At 67.8% G+C, this 13,702-nt stretch carries 11 protein-coding genes and 2 rRNA genes; 10 read left to right on the forward strand and 3 right to left on the reverse strand.

Annotation, left to right across the window (positions count from 1 at the left end; all coding sequences use genetic code 11):
- Nucleotides 1-61 precede the first annotated feature (61 nt).
- The 10 genes from DNK56_RS02935 to DNK56_RS02980 all read left to right on the forward strand — a co-directional run bounded on the left by DNK56_RS02935 (nt 62) and on the right by DNK56_RS02980 (nt 10,189).
- Nucleotides 62-3,185, forward strand: a 23S ribosomal RNA gene (locus DNK56_RS02935).
- An 81-nt stretch (nt 3,186-3,266) separates the two neighbouring features.
- Nucleotides 3,267-3,383, forward strand: a 5S ribosomal RNA gene (rrf, locus tag DNK56_RS02940).
- A 70-nt stretch (nt 3,384-3,453) separates the two neighbouring features.
- Complete coding sequence (locus tag DNK56_RS02945) at nt 3,454-4,098, forward strand: HAD family hydrolase (protein ID WP_111330142.1); 645 nt, start codon at nt 3,454-3,456, stop codon at nt 4,096-4,098.
- A 42-nt stretch (nt 4,099-4,140) separates the two neighbouring features.
- Nucleotides 4,141-5,343, forward strand: coding sequence for an MFS transporter (locus DNK56_RS02950; RefSeq protein ID WP_111330143.1), 1,203 nt, complete (start codon nt 4,141-4,143; stop codon nt 5,341-5,343).
- Nucleotides 5,312-6,484, forward strand: coding sequence for an acetoin utilization protein AcuC (locus tag DNK56_RS02955; protein WP_111330144.1), 1,173 nt, complete (start codon nt 5,312-5,314; stop codon nt 6,482-6,484). Before DNK56_RS02950 ends, DNK56_RS02955 begins: the two co-directional genes overlap by 32 nt.
- 77 nt (nt 6,485-6,561) lie before the next feature.
- The gene (locus tag DNK56_RS02960) at nt 6,562-7,377 is read left to right on the forward strand and encodes a phosphatase (RefSeq protein WP_111330145.1); all 816 of its coding nucleotides are present in this window, start codon (nt 6,562-6,564) and stop codon (nt 7,375-7,377) included.
- A 127-nt stretch (nt 7,378-7,504) separates the two neighbouring features.
- Nucleotides 7,505-7,717, forward strand: a complete 213-nt coding sequence (locus tag DNK56_RS02965) for a helix-turn-helix domain-containing protein (protein WP_111330146.1) — start codon at nt 7,505-7,507, stop codon at nt 7,715-7,717.
- 110 nt (nt 7,718-7,827) lie between these two features.
- Nucleotides 7,828-7,926: a 30S ribosomal protein bS22 gene (locus DNK56_RS02970; protein WP_003948845.1), complete on the forward strand. Its 99-nt coding sequence runs from the start codon at nt 7,828-7,830 to the stop codon at nt 7,924-7,926.
- 146 nt (nt 7,927-8,072) lie between these two features.
- Complete coding sequence (locus DNK56_RS02975) at nt 8,073-9,146, forward strand: NAD-dependent epimerase/dehydratase family protein (RefSeq protein WP_111330147.1); 1,074 nt, start codon at nt 8,073-8,075, stop codon at nt 9,144-9,146.
- A 14-nt stretch (nt 9,147-9,160) separates the two neighbouring features.
- A complete protein-coding gene (locus tag DNK56_RS02980; protein ID WP_111330148.1) occupies nt 9,161-10,189 on the forward strand; it encodes a lysophospholipid acyltransferase family protein in 1,029 nt (342 codons plus the stop codon).
- Nucleotides 10,190-10,217: 28 nt separating this feature from the next.
- On the opposite strand, the gene DNK56_RS02985 is transcribed toward DNK56_RS02980, so the two are convergent.
- The 3 genes from DNK56_RS02985 to DNK56_RS02995 all read right to left on the reverse strand — a co-directional run bounded on the left by DNK56_RS02985 (nt 10,218) and on the right by DNK56_RS02995 (nt 13,662).
- On the reverse strand, nt 10,218-11,420 hold the full coding sequence (locus DNK56_RS02985) for a DUF5667 domain-containing protein (protein WP_111330149.1): 1,203 nt from the start codon (nt 11,418-11,420) through the stop codon (nt 10,218-10,220).
- A gap of 234 nt (nt 11,421-11,654) precedes the next feature.
- Entirely contained in the window at nt 11,655-12,428 is a 774-nt protein-coding gene (locus DNK56_RS02990) for an ECF subfamily RNA polymerase sigma factor, BldN family (protein ID WP_111330150.1), read from the reverse strand.
- A gap of 286 nt (nt 12,429-12,714) precedes the next feature.
- On the reverse strand, nt 12,715-13,662 hold the full coding sequence (locus tag DNK56_RS02995; protein ID WP_111330151.1) for an HAD family hydrolase: 948 nt from the start codon (nt 13,660-13,662) through the stop codon (nt 12,715-12,717).
- Nucleotides 13,663-13,702: the final 40 nt, after the last annotated feature.

Genomic DNA, 13,702 nt, shown 5'->3' on the forward strand with positions numbered 1-13,702 from the left:
GGATGGGGTGGTGGGTGGCTGGTCGTTGTTTGAGAACTGCACAGTGGACGCGAGCATCTGTGGCCAAGTTTTTAAGGGCGCACGGTGGATGCCTTGGCACCAGGAACCGATGAAGGACGTGGGAGGCCGCGATAGGCCCCGGGGAGCTGTCAACCGAGCTTTGATCCGGGGGTGTCCGAATGGGGAAACCCGGCAGTCGTCATGGGCTGTCACCCGCTGCTGAACACATAGGCAGTGTGGAGGGAACGCGGGGAAGTGAAACATCTCAGTACCCGCAGGAAGAGAAAACAACCGTGATTCCGGGAGTAGTGGCGAGCGAAACTGGATCAGGCCAAACCGTATGCGTGTGATACCCGGCAGGGGTTGCGCATGCGGGGTTGTGGGATCTCTCTTTCACGGTCTGCCGGCTGTGAGACGAGTCAGAAACCGTTGGTGTAGGCGAAGGACATGCGAAAGGTCCGGCGTAGAGGGTAAGACCCCCGTAGCTGAAACATCAGCGGCTTGTTTGAGAGACACCCAAGTAGCACGGGGCCCGAGAAATCCCGTGTGAATCTGGCGGGACCACCCGTTAAGCCTAAATATTCCCTGGTGACCGATAGCGGATAGTACCGTGAGGGAATGGTGAAAAGTACCGCGGGAGCGGAGTGAAATAGTACCTGAAACCGTGTGCCTACAAGCCGTGGGAGCGTCGCATGCAAGCTTGCTTGCATGTCGTGACTGCGTGCCTTTTGAAGAATGAGCCTGCGAGTTAGCGGTGTGTAGCGAGGTTAACCCGTGTGGGGAAGCCGTAGCGAAAGCGAGTCCGAACAGGGCGATTGAGTTGCACGCTCTAGACCCGAAGCGGAGTGATCTAGCCATGGGCAGGTTGAAGCGGAGGTAAGACTTCGTGGAGGACCGAACCCACCAGGGTTGAAAACCTGGGGGATGACCTGTGGTTAGGGGTGAAAGGCCAATCAAACTCCGTGATAGCTGGTTCTCCCCGAAATGCATTTAGGTGCAGCGTCGTGTGTTTCTTGCCGGAGGTAGAGCACTGGATAGGCGATGGGCCCTACCGGGTTACTGACCTTAGCCAAACTCCGAATGCCGGTAAGTGAGAGCGCGGCAGTGAGACTGTGGGGGATAAGCTCCATGGTCGAGAGGGAAACAGCCCAGAGCATCGACTAAGGCCCCTAAGCGTACGCTAAGTGGGAAAGGATGTGGAGTCGCAGAGACAACCAGGAGGTTGGCTTAGAAGCAGCCACCCTTGAAAGAGTGCGTAATAGCTCACTGGTCAAGTGATTCCGCGCCGACAATGTAGCGGGGCTCAAGCGTACCGCCGAAGTCGTGTCATTCCAGCATGTACCCCCAACGGGGGCTGGGATGGGTAGGGGAGCGTCGTGTGCCGGGTGAAGCAGCCGTGGAAGCGAGTTGTGGACGGTTCACGAGTGAGAATGCAGGCATGAGTAGCGATACACACGTGAGAAACGTGTGCGCCGATTGACTAAGGGTTCCTGGGTCAAGCTGATCTGCCCAGGGTAAGTCGGGACCTAAGGCGAGGCCGACAGGCGTAGTCGATGGACAACCGGTTGATATTCCGGTACCCGCTTTGAAACGCCCAGTACTGAGCCCATTAATGCTAAGTCCGTGAAGCCGGCCCGATCTCTTCGGAGTTGAGGGTAGTGGTGGAGCCGACGAACCAAGGTGGTAGTAGGTAAGCGATGGGGTGACGCAGGAAGGTAGTCCAGCCCAGGCGGTGGTTGTCCTGGGGTAAGGGTGTAGGACGCACGGTAGGCAAATCCGTCGTGCACATGAGTCTGAGACCTGATGCCGAGCCGATTGTGGTGAAGTGGATGATCCTATGCTGTCGAGAAAAGCCTCTAGCGAGTTTCATGGCGGCCCGTACCCTAAACCGACTCAGGTGGTCAGGTAGAGAATACCGAGGCGTTCGGGTGAACTATGGTTAAGGAACTCGGCAAAATGCCCCCGTAACTTCGGGAGAAGGGGGGCCATTCCTGGTGATAGCACGTGCTGCTTGAGCTGGGGGTGGCCGCAGAGACCAGCGAGAAGCGACTGTTTACTAAAAACACAGGTCCGTGCGAAGCCGTAAGGCGATGTATACGGACTGACGCCTGCCCGGTGCTGGAACGTTAAGGGGACCGGTTAGCTGCTCTTCGGGGTGGCGAAGCTGAGAACTTAAGCGCCAGTAAACGGCGGTGGTAACTATAACCATCCTAAGGTAGCGAAATTCCTTGTCGGGTAAGTTCCGACCTGCACGAATGGCGTAACGACTTCTCGACTGTCTCAACCATAGGCCCGGTGAAATTGCACTACGAGTAAAGATGCTCGTTTCGCGCAGCAGGACGGAAAGACCCCGGGACCTTTACTATAGTTTGATATTGGTGTTCGGTTCGGCTTGTGTAGGATAGGTGGGAGACTTTGAAGCGGCCACGCCAGTGGTTGTGGAGTCGTCGTTGAAATACCACTCTGGTCGTGCTGGATGTCTAACCTGGGTCCGTGATCCGGATCAGGGACAGTGTCTGATGGGTAGTTTAACTGGGGCGGTTGCCTCCTAAAGGGTAACGGAGGCGCCCAAAGGTTCCCTCAGCCTGGTTGGCAATCAGGTGTTGAGTGTAAGTGCACAAGGGAGCTTGACTGTGAGACCGACGGGTCGAGCAGGGACGAAAGTCGGGACTAGTGATCCGGCAGTGGCTTGTGGAAGCGCTGTCGCTCAACGGATAAAAGGTACCCCGGGGATAACAGGCTGATCTTCCCCAAGAGTCCATATCGACGGGATGGTTTGGCACCTCGATGTCGGCTCGTCGCATCCTGGGGCTGGAGTCGGTCCCAAGGGTTGGGCTGTTCGCCCATTAAAGCGGTACGCGAGCTGGGTTTAGAACGTCGTGAGACAGTTCGGTCCCTATCCGCTGTGCGCGTAGGAATATTGAGAAGGGCTGTCCCTAGTACGAGAGGACCGGGACGGACGAACCTCTGGTGTGCCAGTTGTTCTGCCAAGGGCATGGCTGGTTGGCTACGTTCGGAAAGGATAACCGCTGAAAGCATCTAAGCGGGAAGCCTGCTTCAAGATGAGTATTCCCACCAACTTGATTGGTTAAGGCTCCCAGTAGACGACTGGGTTGATAGGCCAGATGTGGAAGCCCGGTAACGGGTGGAGCTGACTGGTACTAATAGGCCGAGGGCTTGTCCTCAGTTGCTCGCGTCCACTGTGTTGGTTCTGAAATAACGAACAGCCGTGTCCATGTCCGGTTCTGTTCAGAATTTCATAGTGTTTCGGTGGTCATTGCGTTAGGGAAACGCCCGGTTACATTCCGAACCCGGAAGCTAAGCCTTTCAGCGCCGATGGTACTGCAGGGGGGACCCTGTGGGAGAGTAGGACGCCGCCGAACTCCTTTTGGAAGAGCCCCGTGCCCTTGTGGCACGGGGCTCTTCTGCGTTCTGACCCTTTAAGGTCGTGTCATGCGCTACGAACTTGTCATCTTCGACAACGACGGTGTGCTCGTCGACAGCGAGCCGATTGCCAACACCATCCTGGCCGGCTACCTCACGGAGCTGGGGCACCCCACCTCGTACGAGGAGTCCCTGCGGGACTACATGGGCTCCGCCGTGCACCGCGTCCACGACACCATCCTCGAACGGACCGGGACCAAGCTGCCCGAGGACTTCGACGTCACGCTCCACTCGCGGACCTTCGCCGCGTTCGAAGAGGAGCTGGAGCCCGTCCCCGGCGTCGACGACGTGCTGGGCATGCTGGTTGCCGACGGCGTCCCGTACTGCGTCGCCTCCTCCAGCAGCCACCAGCGCATCCGGGTCAGCCACCGCAGGACCGGGCTCGACCAGTGGTTCGAGGAGGAATGGATCTTCAGCGCCGAGGACGTGCGCGTGGGCAAGCCGGCCCCCGACCTCTTCCTGCACGCCGCCGAACGCATGGGCGTCGCGCCCGACCGGTGCGTCGTCATCGAGGACAGCCCGCTCGGGGTCGAAGCGGCCAGGGCCGCCGGTATGGACGTGTACGGGTTCACCTCGATGATGCCCGCGGCCCGGCTGACCGGGGTGACCGGGCACTTCTCCGACATGAGCCAGCTGCCGGAATTGCTTGCCTGACGTATCTACCCACCGGTAGAAACTGGCTCTACGCTCGCCGCCATGACAGATGCACGGTTGCGGCACGGCAGGGCGTCCCTCGCGTTGAGCTTCTTCGTGCAGGGGGTCACCTTCGCCCTCCTGGTGACGCGGATACCCGCGATCCAGGACCGGTACGGGATATCCGACGGGCTGCTGCCCGTGTTCCTCGCCGCCGTGCCGATCCTGGCCGGTGCGGGCAGTGTGCTCACCGAGAAGCTGGTCGCCCGGGTCCGGCCGCGAGTGGTCCTGCGCTGGGCACAGCCCGTCGTGCTCCTCGCGCTCCTCGGCGTCGGCGCCGGAAGCGAGATCTGGCAGGCCGCCGTCGCCCTCGGGGTGTTCGGGCTGGCGGTCGGCGCGCTCGACGCGTCCATGAACATGATCGGCGTCAGCCTCCAGCGGGCGTACGGGCGTTCCATCATGCTGGGGTTCCACGCCGCGTACAGCCTGGGCGGGATCGCCGGGGCCTCGATGGCGTGGGCCGGGGCGCACTGGGACCTGTCGTTGCCGGTCTCGTATCTTCCCGCCGTCGTGGTGCTGCTGCCCGCGGCGCTCGTCGGCAGCCGCTGGTACGCGGAGGGCACGGACGAGAAGCCGGGCGCCGAACCGGCCCGGGGGGCGGCCGGGACCGTCTCGTTCCGGCTGTTGCTGCCGCTGTGCCTGGTGATGTGCTTCGCGTACATCGGGGACTCGACGGTCTCCAACTGGAGCGCCAAGTACCTCCAGGACGTGCTGGGCAGTTCGGAGCAGCTGGCCACCGTCCCGTACAACGTCTACATGGTGACCACGCTGCTGGGGCGGGCCGTCGGCGACCTCGGGGTGCGGCGGTTCGGGGCGGCGGCCGTGGTGCGGGGCGGCTCGGTGCTGGCGGCGGCCGGGTTCGCCGTGGTGGCCGTCGCCGGCGGGGCCTGGACGGGCATGCTCGGGTTCACCCTGCTGGGGCTCGGGCTGTGCGTGATCGTGCCGCAGACGTTCGCCGCGGCCGGGCGGATGTTCCCCGGCGCGAGCGACACCGCGATCGCCCGGCTGAACATCTTCAACTACGTCGGCTTCCTCGTCGGCTCACCGCTCGTCGGGGCGCTCGGGGACGCCTGGAGCTACCGGGGCGCGATGCTGGTGCCCATGGTGCTGGTGCTCGCGACGCTCCTGTACACCAAGTCGTTCGGGGCGGAACCCGCCCGATACGGTGGCGGGCATGAGCGGCCGCGCACAGCTGATGTGGGATGACGCAGTAACGGGCTACGACTTCGGGGAGAGCCACCCGATGGACCCGGTCCGGCTTGCCCTCACGATGGGTCTGGTGCGGGCGTTCGGCCTCGACCGGGCGGTGGACGTGGTGACGGCCAAACCGGCCGGCGACTCCACACTGCGCCTGGTGCACCGGCCGGACTACGTGGCGGCGGTGAAGGCCGCGTCGGCCGCCCCCCGGTCGGCGGACCAGGCGTACGGGCTCGGGACCGTGGACGATCCGGCGTTCGCCGGGATGCACGAGGTGTCCGCGCTGATCGCCGGGCAGTCCGTGGCCGCCGCCGAGGCGGTGTGGCGGGGCGAGACCCGGCACGCGGTGAACTTCACCGGCGGGCTGCACCACGCGATGCCCGGCGGGGCCGCTGGATTCTGCATCTACAACGACCCGGCGCTGGCCATCGCCCGGCTCCTGGAACTGGGCGCCGAGCGCGTCGCGTACGTCGACGTCGACGTGCACCACGGCGACGGGGTGCAGGCGGCCTTCTGGGAGGACCCCAGGGTGCTGACCATCTCCTTGCACGAGCATCCGCGCACCCTGTTCCCGCAGACCGGCTGGCCGGAGGAGACCGGGTCGGGCGCCGGTGAGGGCGGGGCGGTCAACGTGGCGCTGCCGGCCGGGACCGGGGACGCCGGATGGCTGCGGGCCTTCCACGCGGTGGTGCCGGAACTGCTCGCGGACTTCCGGCCGCAGGTGCTGGTCTCGCAGCACGGCGCGGACACGCACTTCGAGGACCCGCTGGCCCATCTGGCGGTGTCGCTGGACGCGCAGCGGTCGGTGATGGCGGCCTGCCACGACCTCGCGCACACCTACGCCGACGACGGGCGCTGGGTGGCGCTCGGGGGCGGCGGGTACGCCGTGGTGGACGTGGTGCCCCGGTCCTGGACGCATCTGGTGGGCATCGCCGCGCACGCCCCGGTGGACCCGGAGTCGGTGATCCCGTCGTCGTGGCGGGACGAGGTGTACGCGCGCACGCGGCAGTTGGGGCCGGCCCGGATGACGGACGGGCGGACGCCCGCGTGGTCGTCGTGGGAGGACGGCTACGACCCGGCGGACCGGCTGGACCAGGCGGTGCTGGCGACGCGGCGGGCGGCGTTCCCGCTGCGGGGGCTGCTGACCTGACGGCACGGTTACGCCGACTGTGGGGCGTCATCGGGCTTTTGGCCCCTGGGCGGGCCGGTTCGTGCAGCATCGGTGGGGTGTTGAGCACCGGAGCGCTGCGTGCGCATCTGCTGGCGGCCCGGCTGGCCGGGCCCGTGGCCACCTCGCGCGAGGTGAGCCTGCGGAGTTATCGGCTGTTCGCGGCCCGGGACCCCCGGGTGACGCTCGGGCTGGCCCCGGAGCGGGGCTGGGGCGAGCGGGAGCTGCTGGAGCTGATGGCGGACAGGTGCGGGGTCTCGGACGATCCCGCCCATGTGTCGGGGCCCGATGTGATCGATCCCGAGCGCACGGTGGCCGGCCTCGACGCGTTCGCGGCCCGGCTGTCGGAGGCGGCGGCGCGGCGGGCGCCGGTGCTGTTCGGGACCGGGCATCCGCATCGGCTGATCGGTTTCTACGCGGCGCTGGCAGACGCTTTGTCGTCGGCGGGATGTCCTGTCCTCACCCCGGCGCAGGGGCGATGTATCGACATAACGACTCGGTTTGGCGTACGTACGCACAACCTCGACTACGTACGGGGTGTCGCGCTGGTGCGTGAACCCGGCGCGGGGCCGGCCGGTGGTGGCACCGGCGCACACTCCCATTCCCCACTGCCGGTGCGGGTCGCTCTGGAGGCCGCCGCGGCCGGGCGCGGGCCGGTTCCGGAGCTGGTCGTGGGGGATCACGGCTGGGTCTGCGGGGCAGGTCAGCTGGGCATCGAGGCGATCGGCCTGGCGGATACGGACGACCCGGCGCTGTTCGTCGGGGAGGCCGAGGGGCGGGTGGCGGTGACGGTTCCGCTGGACGACGCGGTGCGGTCCGCGTACTACTTGCCGCTCACGCGCTATGTACTCAATCGGGCGTGTCTGTCACAGTAGCGGCCGATCGTCTCTCCTCTTCCCCACTCGCATCACCCGCCCCTAACCTGGGGAGTGAGCGCACAGCGACGAAGAGTCACCGGAGGGGAAGCCGGTGCGCGTCTCGTGCGGAAGGTACAGGTGAGTCATGGCTGCTGACAGCGAGAGTCCTCTGAGCGAGGTCAAGTTCCTGACCGTGGCGGAAGTCGCCGCGGTCATGAGAGTGTCGAAGATGACCGTGTACCGCCTGGTGCACAGCGGTCATCTGCCGGCGATCCGGGTGGGCAGGTCCTTCCGGGTGCCGGAGCAAGCGGTTCACGAGTATCTGCGCGAGTCCTTCGTGGGGGTGGCATCGGCCTGAGATTCCCCTCGGATTACGTCCCTCACGCGGTGGCGGGTAGGCTAGGCCGACGTAGGTCGTGTGGGCCCAGACGCCCCGCACCAGTGAAGAAGAAGTGAGCGAGGGTAGTCGTGGGCTCTGTTATCAAGAAGCGGCGCAAGCGGATGGCCAAGAAGAAGCACCGCAAGCTGCTCAAGCGCACGCGCGTTCAGCGTCGCAACAAGAAGTAGGCGAACGCAGTTCGTGTCCGCAGCCCTCCCGCCGATCGACCGGCGGGAGGGCTGCGGTGCTGTGTACGGGAGGTGTCCACCCGTTACGGTGACGTTCTGCGGTACTTCTCACCCCTCGCACGGGAGACCGACGGAAGGCGCTGATCGTGGGGAAGGTCGTGCTCGTCACGGGAGCGGCCCGGCAGCTGGCCGGTCGTTTCGTGCGGCGTGTCCAGCGTGACCCGGACGTGGAGCGGGTGATCGCGCTCGACGCGGTCCCGCCGGATCACGACCTGGGCGACGCCGTCTTCACCCGGGCGGACATCCGGGGCCCGGCCGTCGCCCGCGTGCTCGCCGAACACTCCGTGGACACCGTCGTACATCTGGACGTCAGCGGGTTCGCGCTCGGCGCCCAGGGGCGGTCGGCCGTCAAGGAGACCAACGTCATCGGTACCATGCAGCTCCTGGGGGCCTGCCAGAAGGCGCCCTCGGTGCAGCGGCTGGTGGTGAAGTCCAGTACCGGCGTGTACGGTTCGGCGCCGCGCGACCCGGCGGTCTTCCACGAGACGACCCCGCCCAAGTCGCTGCCGGGCGGCGGCTTCGCGAAGGACGCGGCGGAGGTCGAGGGCTATGTACGGGGCTTCGCCCGGCGCCGGCCGGACGTCGCGGTGTGCGTGCTGCGGTTCGCGAACATCCTGGGCCCGGACGCGGACTCGCCGCTCGCCGACTATCTCTCGCTGCCGGTGCTGCCGACCGTCTTCGGCTACGACCCCCGGCTCCAGTTCGTCCACGAGGACGACGTGCTCGACGTCCTGGGCATCGCGGCGAGCGAGCCCCGGCGCTCCACGCTCAACAGCGGCACGTTCAACATCGCGGGCGACGGGGTGCTGCTGCTCTCGCAGTGCGCGCGGCGGCTGGGGCGGCCCACGGTGCCGCTGCTGCTGCCGGCGGTCACCTGGGTCGGGCAGGCGCTGCGGGCGGTCGGCATGACGGACTTCTCGCCGGAGCAGATCCGGCTGCTCACCCATGGCAGGGTGGTCTCCACGGTCCAGATGCGCGAGACCCTGGGGTTCTCGCCGAAGTACTCCACGGGCGAGACGTTCGCGGAGTTCGCCCGCAGCCGGGCGCCGGGCCTGCTGCCGCCCGAGGCGGTGGGCCGGGCCGTGGACCGGGTGGCCGCGGCCGTGCCCCTGATCGCCGGGGACGGCGCCGCCCCCGACCCGACCCCGAGCGCCAGGTAGAGGAGCGCAGCGCGATGGCGGATGCCAAGGTCATTCCGTTCGACGACGACCGTTCGCGGCCGGGGGGATCACCGCGTCCCGCGCGCCGGCGCCCTTCGGTACGCGGTACGGGGTCGGTGTCCGCCCTGCCCGGCGGCCGGGCGGACGACGGCGACCGGGAAAGCCCCCAGGAGGGCGCCGGACGGTCCGGGGAGGAGGGGCGGGGGTCCTGGGACCGCCGGATCGCGGGCGGGCTGGCGTTCCTGCGCAGGCGGGTCACCGGCGAGTACGACGTCGACGAGTTCGGCTACGACGAGGAGCTGACGGACCAGGTCCTGATGTCGCTGCTGCGGCCGGTGTACGAGAAGTACTTCCGGGTCGAGGTGAAGGGCATCGAGAACATCCCGGCCGAGGGCGGGGCGCTCATCGTGTCCAACCATTCCGGGACGCTGCCGCTGGACGGGCTGATGCTCCAGGTCGCCGTGCACGACCACCATCCGGCCGACCGGCATCTGCGGCTGCTCGCGGCCGACCTGGTCTTCATGCTGCCGGTCGTCAACGAGCTGGCCCGCAAGGCGGGGCACACGCTGGCGTGCGCGGAGGACGCGGAGCGGCTGCTGCGCAACGGCGAGGTCGTCGGGGTGATGCCGGAGGGCTTCAAGGGGATCGGCAAGCCGTTCGGCGAGCGGTACAAGCTCCAGCGCTTCGGGCGGGGCGGGTTCGTGTCGACGGCGCTGAAGGCCGGGGTGCCGATCGTGCCGTGCTCGATCGTGGGCGCGGAGGAGATCTATCCGATGGTGGGGAACGCGAAGACGCTGGCGCGGCTGCTGGGCTTCCCGTACTTCCCGATCACGCCGACGTTCCCCTGGCTGGGGCCGCTGGGCATGGTGCCGCTGCCGACGAAGTGGACGATCCAGTTCGGTGAGCCGATCGCGACGGACGGCTATCCGCTGGAGGCGGCGGAGGACCCGATGCTGATGTTCAACCTGACGGATCAGGTGCGGGAGCAGATCCAGCACACGCTGTACCGGCTGTTGGTGCAGCGGCGGTCGGTGTTCTTCTGACGGCCGCCGCCGCACCGGTGGGGCCGGGTCAGCCGCGGTCGTCCTCGGGGTCGATGCCCAGTCCGCCGATGAGGCCGGGCAGCAGCGGCGGGATGGTGATGTCCGGGGTAGGCGTCTGACTCGGGGTCTCGTGCGACGGGCTGGTGGTGTCGGGCGAGGGCGGGTCGAACAGGCCGTCCGTGCCGCCGCCGATCAGGCCGCCTTCCGCGGGGCTGCTGCCGGCGTCCGAGGGGCGCGGCGAGGAGCTGTTGCCCGTACCGCTGTCCTCGTCGCGGGCGGAGGAGGAGGGCGCGGGGGCCTGCGACGGGCCGGTCGAGGGGCCGGTGCGGGTGTCCGAGGAGTCGGAGCGCTGGGACTCGGCGCCCTGTTCCGGGGCGCGCGGGAACAGCGACTGGAGCGGTGCGACCTCTTCGTCTATGGCGGCGAACACGGAGCTGACCTGGTCGCCCACGTCGCTGAGCTGGACCGGGAGGCGGTTGCGAAGGCTGCTCCAGGTGGCGCGGTGGGAGCGGGAGAAGGAGTCCAGGGTCTGGATCGGGCCCAGGGCGCCGTCCCGTTCGTACGCGGCGTGCAGAAGGCGGTGGCCCTCGGTGGCGTCGTGGGTCATGCCGTTGAGGGTGCGCCGGATCTCGCCGAGCTGTTCGTGGTCGAGGTGGCCGGAGCGGGCGCGCTCCATGAGCCGGCGGGCTTCGCTGAGACGGGTGGACGCCTGGTCGAGGTAGATCTCACCGCGGTCGGTGTCGTCGCGGGTGAGGCCCAGGTGGAGGTCCTCCATGCCGCGTTTCAGGCCGTAGAGGGAGTCACCGGGGAGGGCGTCGGAGCTGGCGGCGGCCACTCCGCCGAAGGCGCCGGCCGCCACACCGACCGTGAGTCCGCCGGCGGCGAGGCCCTTGGTCCAGCGGGATCTCGGGCGCAGCTTGCGGAGCGGGGACGCGCGGTGGCTGTTCCTGCTCCGTTGTTCGGGCACCGTAGGGTCCGCGGATGCGCCTCCCTCGGCGAACGCGGCCTCCATGGCGGCGACGAGCTGGGCTCGCTGCACCACTTTGACCTCGGGGTCCAACTGCGGCTTCGGCAGTTCGCCGAGGCCGGTCGCCAGGGCCAACAGCGCTCCTCGGTCGGCCTGTTCGGCCGGGTCCTCGGGCTGTACGGCCGCCGCACCGCGGAGCGACTGCTCCTCCAGGGCCTGGGCGAAGGCGTTCGCCCGCCGGTGTGCCGAGACGTTTGCGATCACTGGCGGCACCTCCTCTCGTCATGACGGTCGACTCCCCTGGGTGTCCGGAAGGTTGCACACCTTGAGCGCTTCCACACGATCGAGTGAGCGTCCGCGGGCATGGTGTGACGACAGGGGGCCTGCAACCGGCACAACGAGTGGCGCGGCACTTGGGTTACGCACGAAGGATGATCGGACCAGCGCGCGCCGAAGGCGTCGGCGGGGCCGGCGGCAGGCCGACCGGGGGAGTGGAGGTCAGCGGGCATCGTCCGGGAGGAGCCTGGCGAGGGTGCGGACGGCTCGGTACTGGAGGGTCTTGATCGCGCCTTCGTTCTTGCCCATCACACGGGCGGTCTCGGCGACCGACAGGCCCTGGAGGAAGCGCAGGGTCACGCATTCCTGCTGCTGGGGGTTGAGCCGGCGCACGGCTTCGAGCAGCGCGGCGTTGGAGAGGGACTCCAGGACGGAGTCCTCGGGGCTGCGGGCGACCTCGTTGGCGTCGAGCATTTCGCCGGTGGTCACTTCCAGCCGGAAGCGACTGGATTTGAAATGGTCGGCGACCAGGTTGCGCGCGATCGTGACCAGCCAGGCGCCGAAGTCGCGGCCCTGCCAGGTGAAGGTGGAGATGCGCCGCAGGGCGCGCAGGAAGGTCTCGCTGGTGAGGTCCTCCGCCGTCGCCTTGCTGCCCACGCGGTAGTAGATGTAGCGGTAGACGGTGTCGCTGTACTGGTCGTAGAGGCGGCCGAAGGCGTCGGCCTCGCCGGCCTGCGCGCGCTCGACGAGCTCCATCATGCGCGCGCTGTCGCTGTCGGCGGCGGGCCGCCGGACGGGCGCGGTCGCCGCCGCGCGGTTGCCGCGTCTTCCGACCGCCGCGGAGCGTTCGGCCAGGGCGTAGCAGGGGCCGGCAGGTGCAGGGGTGGCGAATGCGGGTACGGCGTACGCGGTGGGGACGAAGCCGCGCATGCGTTCGGCTACGGATGCGCGCAGCGTAGCCAGGCCCGAGGCGTCAACCCCGACGTGTGGGTACACGGGACTCCCAGAGGCAGAGCTTCCATCACGAGCAGTGCGAAACCGTCACTCGTCGTGGTGAGCGGCGGGTCCGGAATGCGTCTGAGGAGAATAACGCTTCGTACAGGCCGCACTACGCCCAGTTGCACAAATCATCGATTGCGTCGCTTCTGTGCCAACTTTTCGACGCACTGAGTCGCTCGTCGTGACCACTTGTTGATCGTTTTGCTTCGGGATCTGTCTGTGGGCGCGACGGGTTGTGGTGGGTGAAACGTTGCTCCGTGTTGACGTACACGGGCGCGGAGGGTCAGCGGCGGCGACGGTGCAGGGCGACCGCGGCGACCGTGCCGCCGGCCAGCGCGCCGACGCCCGCGGCGGCCGGGATGCCGACCTTGGCCGCCTTGCGGCCGGTGCGGTAGTCGCGCAGCCGCCAGTCCAGGGCGCGGGCGTGCTTGCGCAGCTTGGCGTCCGGGTTGATGGCGTACGGGTGGCCCACCAGCGACAGCATCGGGATGTCGTTGTGCGAGTCGCTGTACGCGGCGCAGCGCGCCAGGTCCAGGCCCTCCGCCGCGGCCAGCGCGCGCACCGCCTCCGCCTTCGCGGGTCCGTGCAGCGGTTCGCCGACCAGGCGCCCGGTGTACACGCCGTCGACCGATTCGGCGACGGTGCCGAGGGCGCCGGTCAGCCCGAGGCGGCGGGCGATGATGGTGGCGGTCTCCACCGGGGCGGCCGTGACCAGCCACACCTTCTGGCCCGCGTCGAGGTGGGCCTGGGCCAGGGCGCGGGTGCCGGGCCAGATGCGGTCGGCCATGTACTCGTCGTAGATCTCCTCGCCGATCGACATCAGCTCGGAGACGCGGTGGCCCTTGACGATGGACAGCGCGCTGTCGCGGGCGTCCTGCATGTGCTCCGGGTCCTCGACGCCGGCCAGCCGGAACCACGCCTGCTGCCAGGCGAACCGGGTCAGCTCGCGGCGCTCGAAGAACTTCCGCTTGTACAGGCCGCGGCCGAAGTGGAAGAGCGCGGCGCCCTGCATCACGGTGTTGTCGAGGTCGAAGAAGGCGGCGGCCCGTTCGTCGCCGACGACGGGGAACTCGGGCTCCCGCGCCCCGGTGTCCTCGGCCTCGGTCTCCGCCGCGGCGGACCCGGCTTCCAGTGAGGACTTCCGCGCGGCCTCCGCCGCCGCCTCGCCTGCCAGGACGCTGCGCGCGGTAGCGGAACGCCTGCGGGGGGTGAGCCATCCAAGAGCGGCCATGCGGCGAGCATAGCCAGTCGGCCCGGTGCTCCGGGTTCCG

The organism is Streptomyces sp. AC1-42W, assembly GCF_003248355.1.
Lineage (GTDB): Bacteria > Actinomycetota > Actinomycetes > Streptomycetales > Streptomycetaceae > Streptomyces.

What these genes read in the sequence shown, in the direction of transcription:
- DNK56_RS02945 (WP_111330142.1), top strand. Translation starts at nt 3,454, where the DNA reads ATGCGCTACGAACTTGTCATCTTCGACAACGACGGTGTGCTCGTCGAC.
- DNK56_RS02950 (WP_111330143.1), top strand. Translation starts at nt 4,141, where the DNA reads ATGACAGATGCACGGTTGCGGCACGGCAGGGCGTCCCTCGCGTTGAGC.
- DNK56_RS02955 (WP_111330144.1), top strand. Translation starts at nt 5,312, where the DNA reads ATGAGCGGCCGCGCACAGCTGATGTGGGATGACGCAGTAACGGGCTAC.
- DNK56_RS02965 (WP_111330146.1), top strand. Translation starts at nt 7,505, where the DNA reads ATGGCTGCTGACAGCGAGAGTCCTCTGAGCGAGGTCAAGTTCCTGACC.
- DNK56_RS02980 (WP_111330148.1), top strand. Translation starts at nt 9,161, where the DNA reads ATGGCGGATGCCAAGGTCATTCCGTTCGACGACGACCGTTCGCGGCCG.
- DNK56_RS02995 (WP_111330151.1), bottom strand. Translation starts at nt 13,662, where the DNA reads ATGGCCGCTCTTGGATGGCTCACCCCCCGCAGGCGTTCCGCTACCGCG.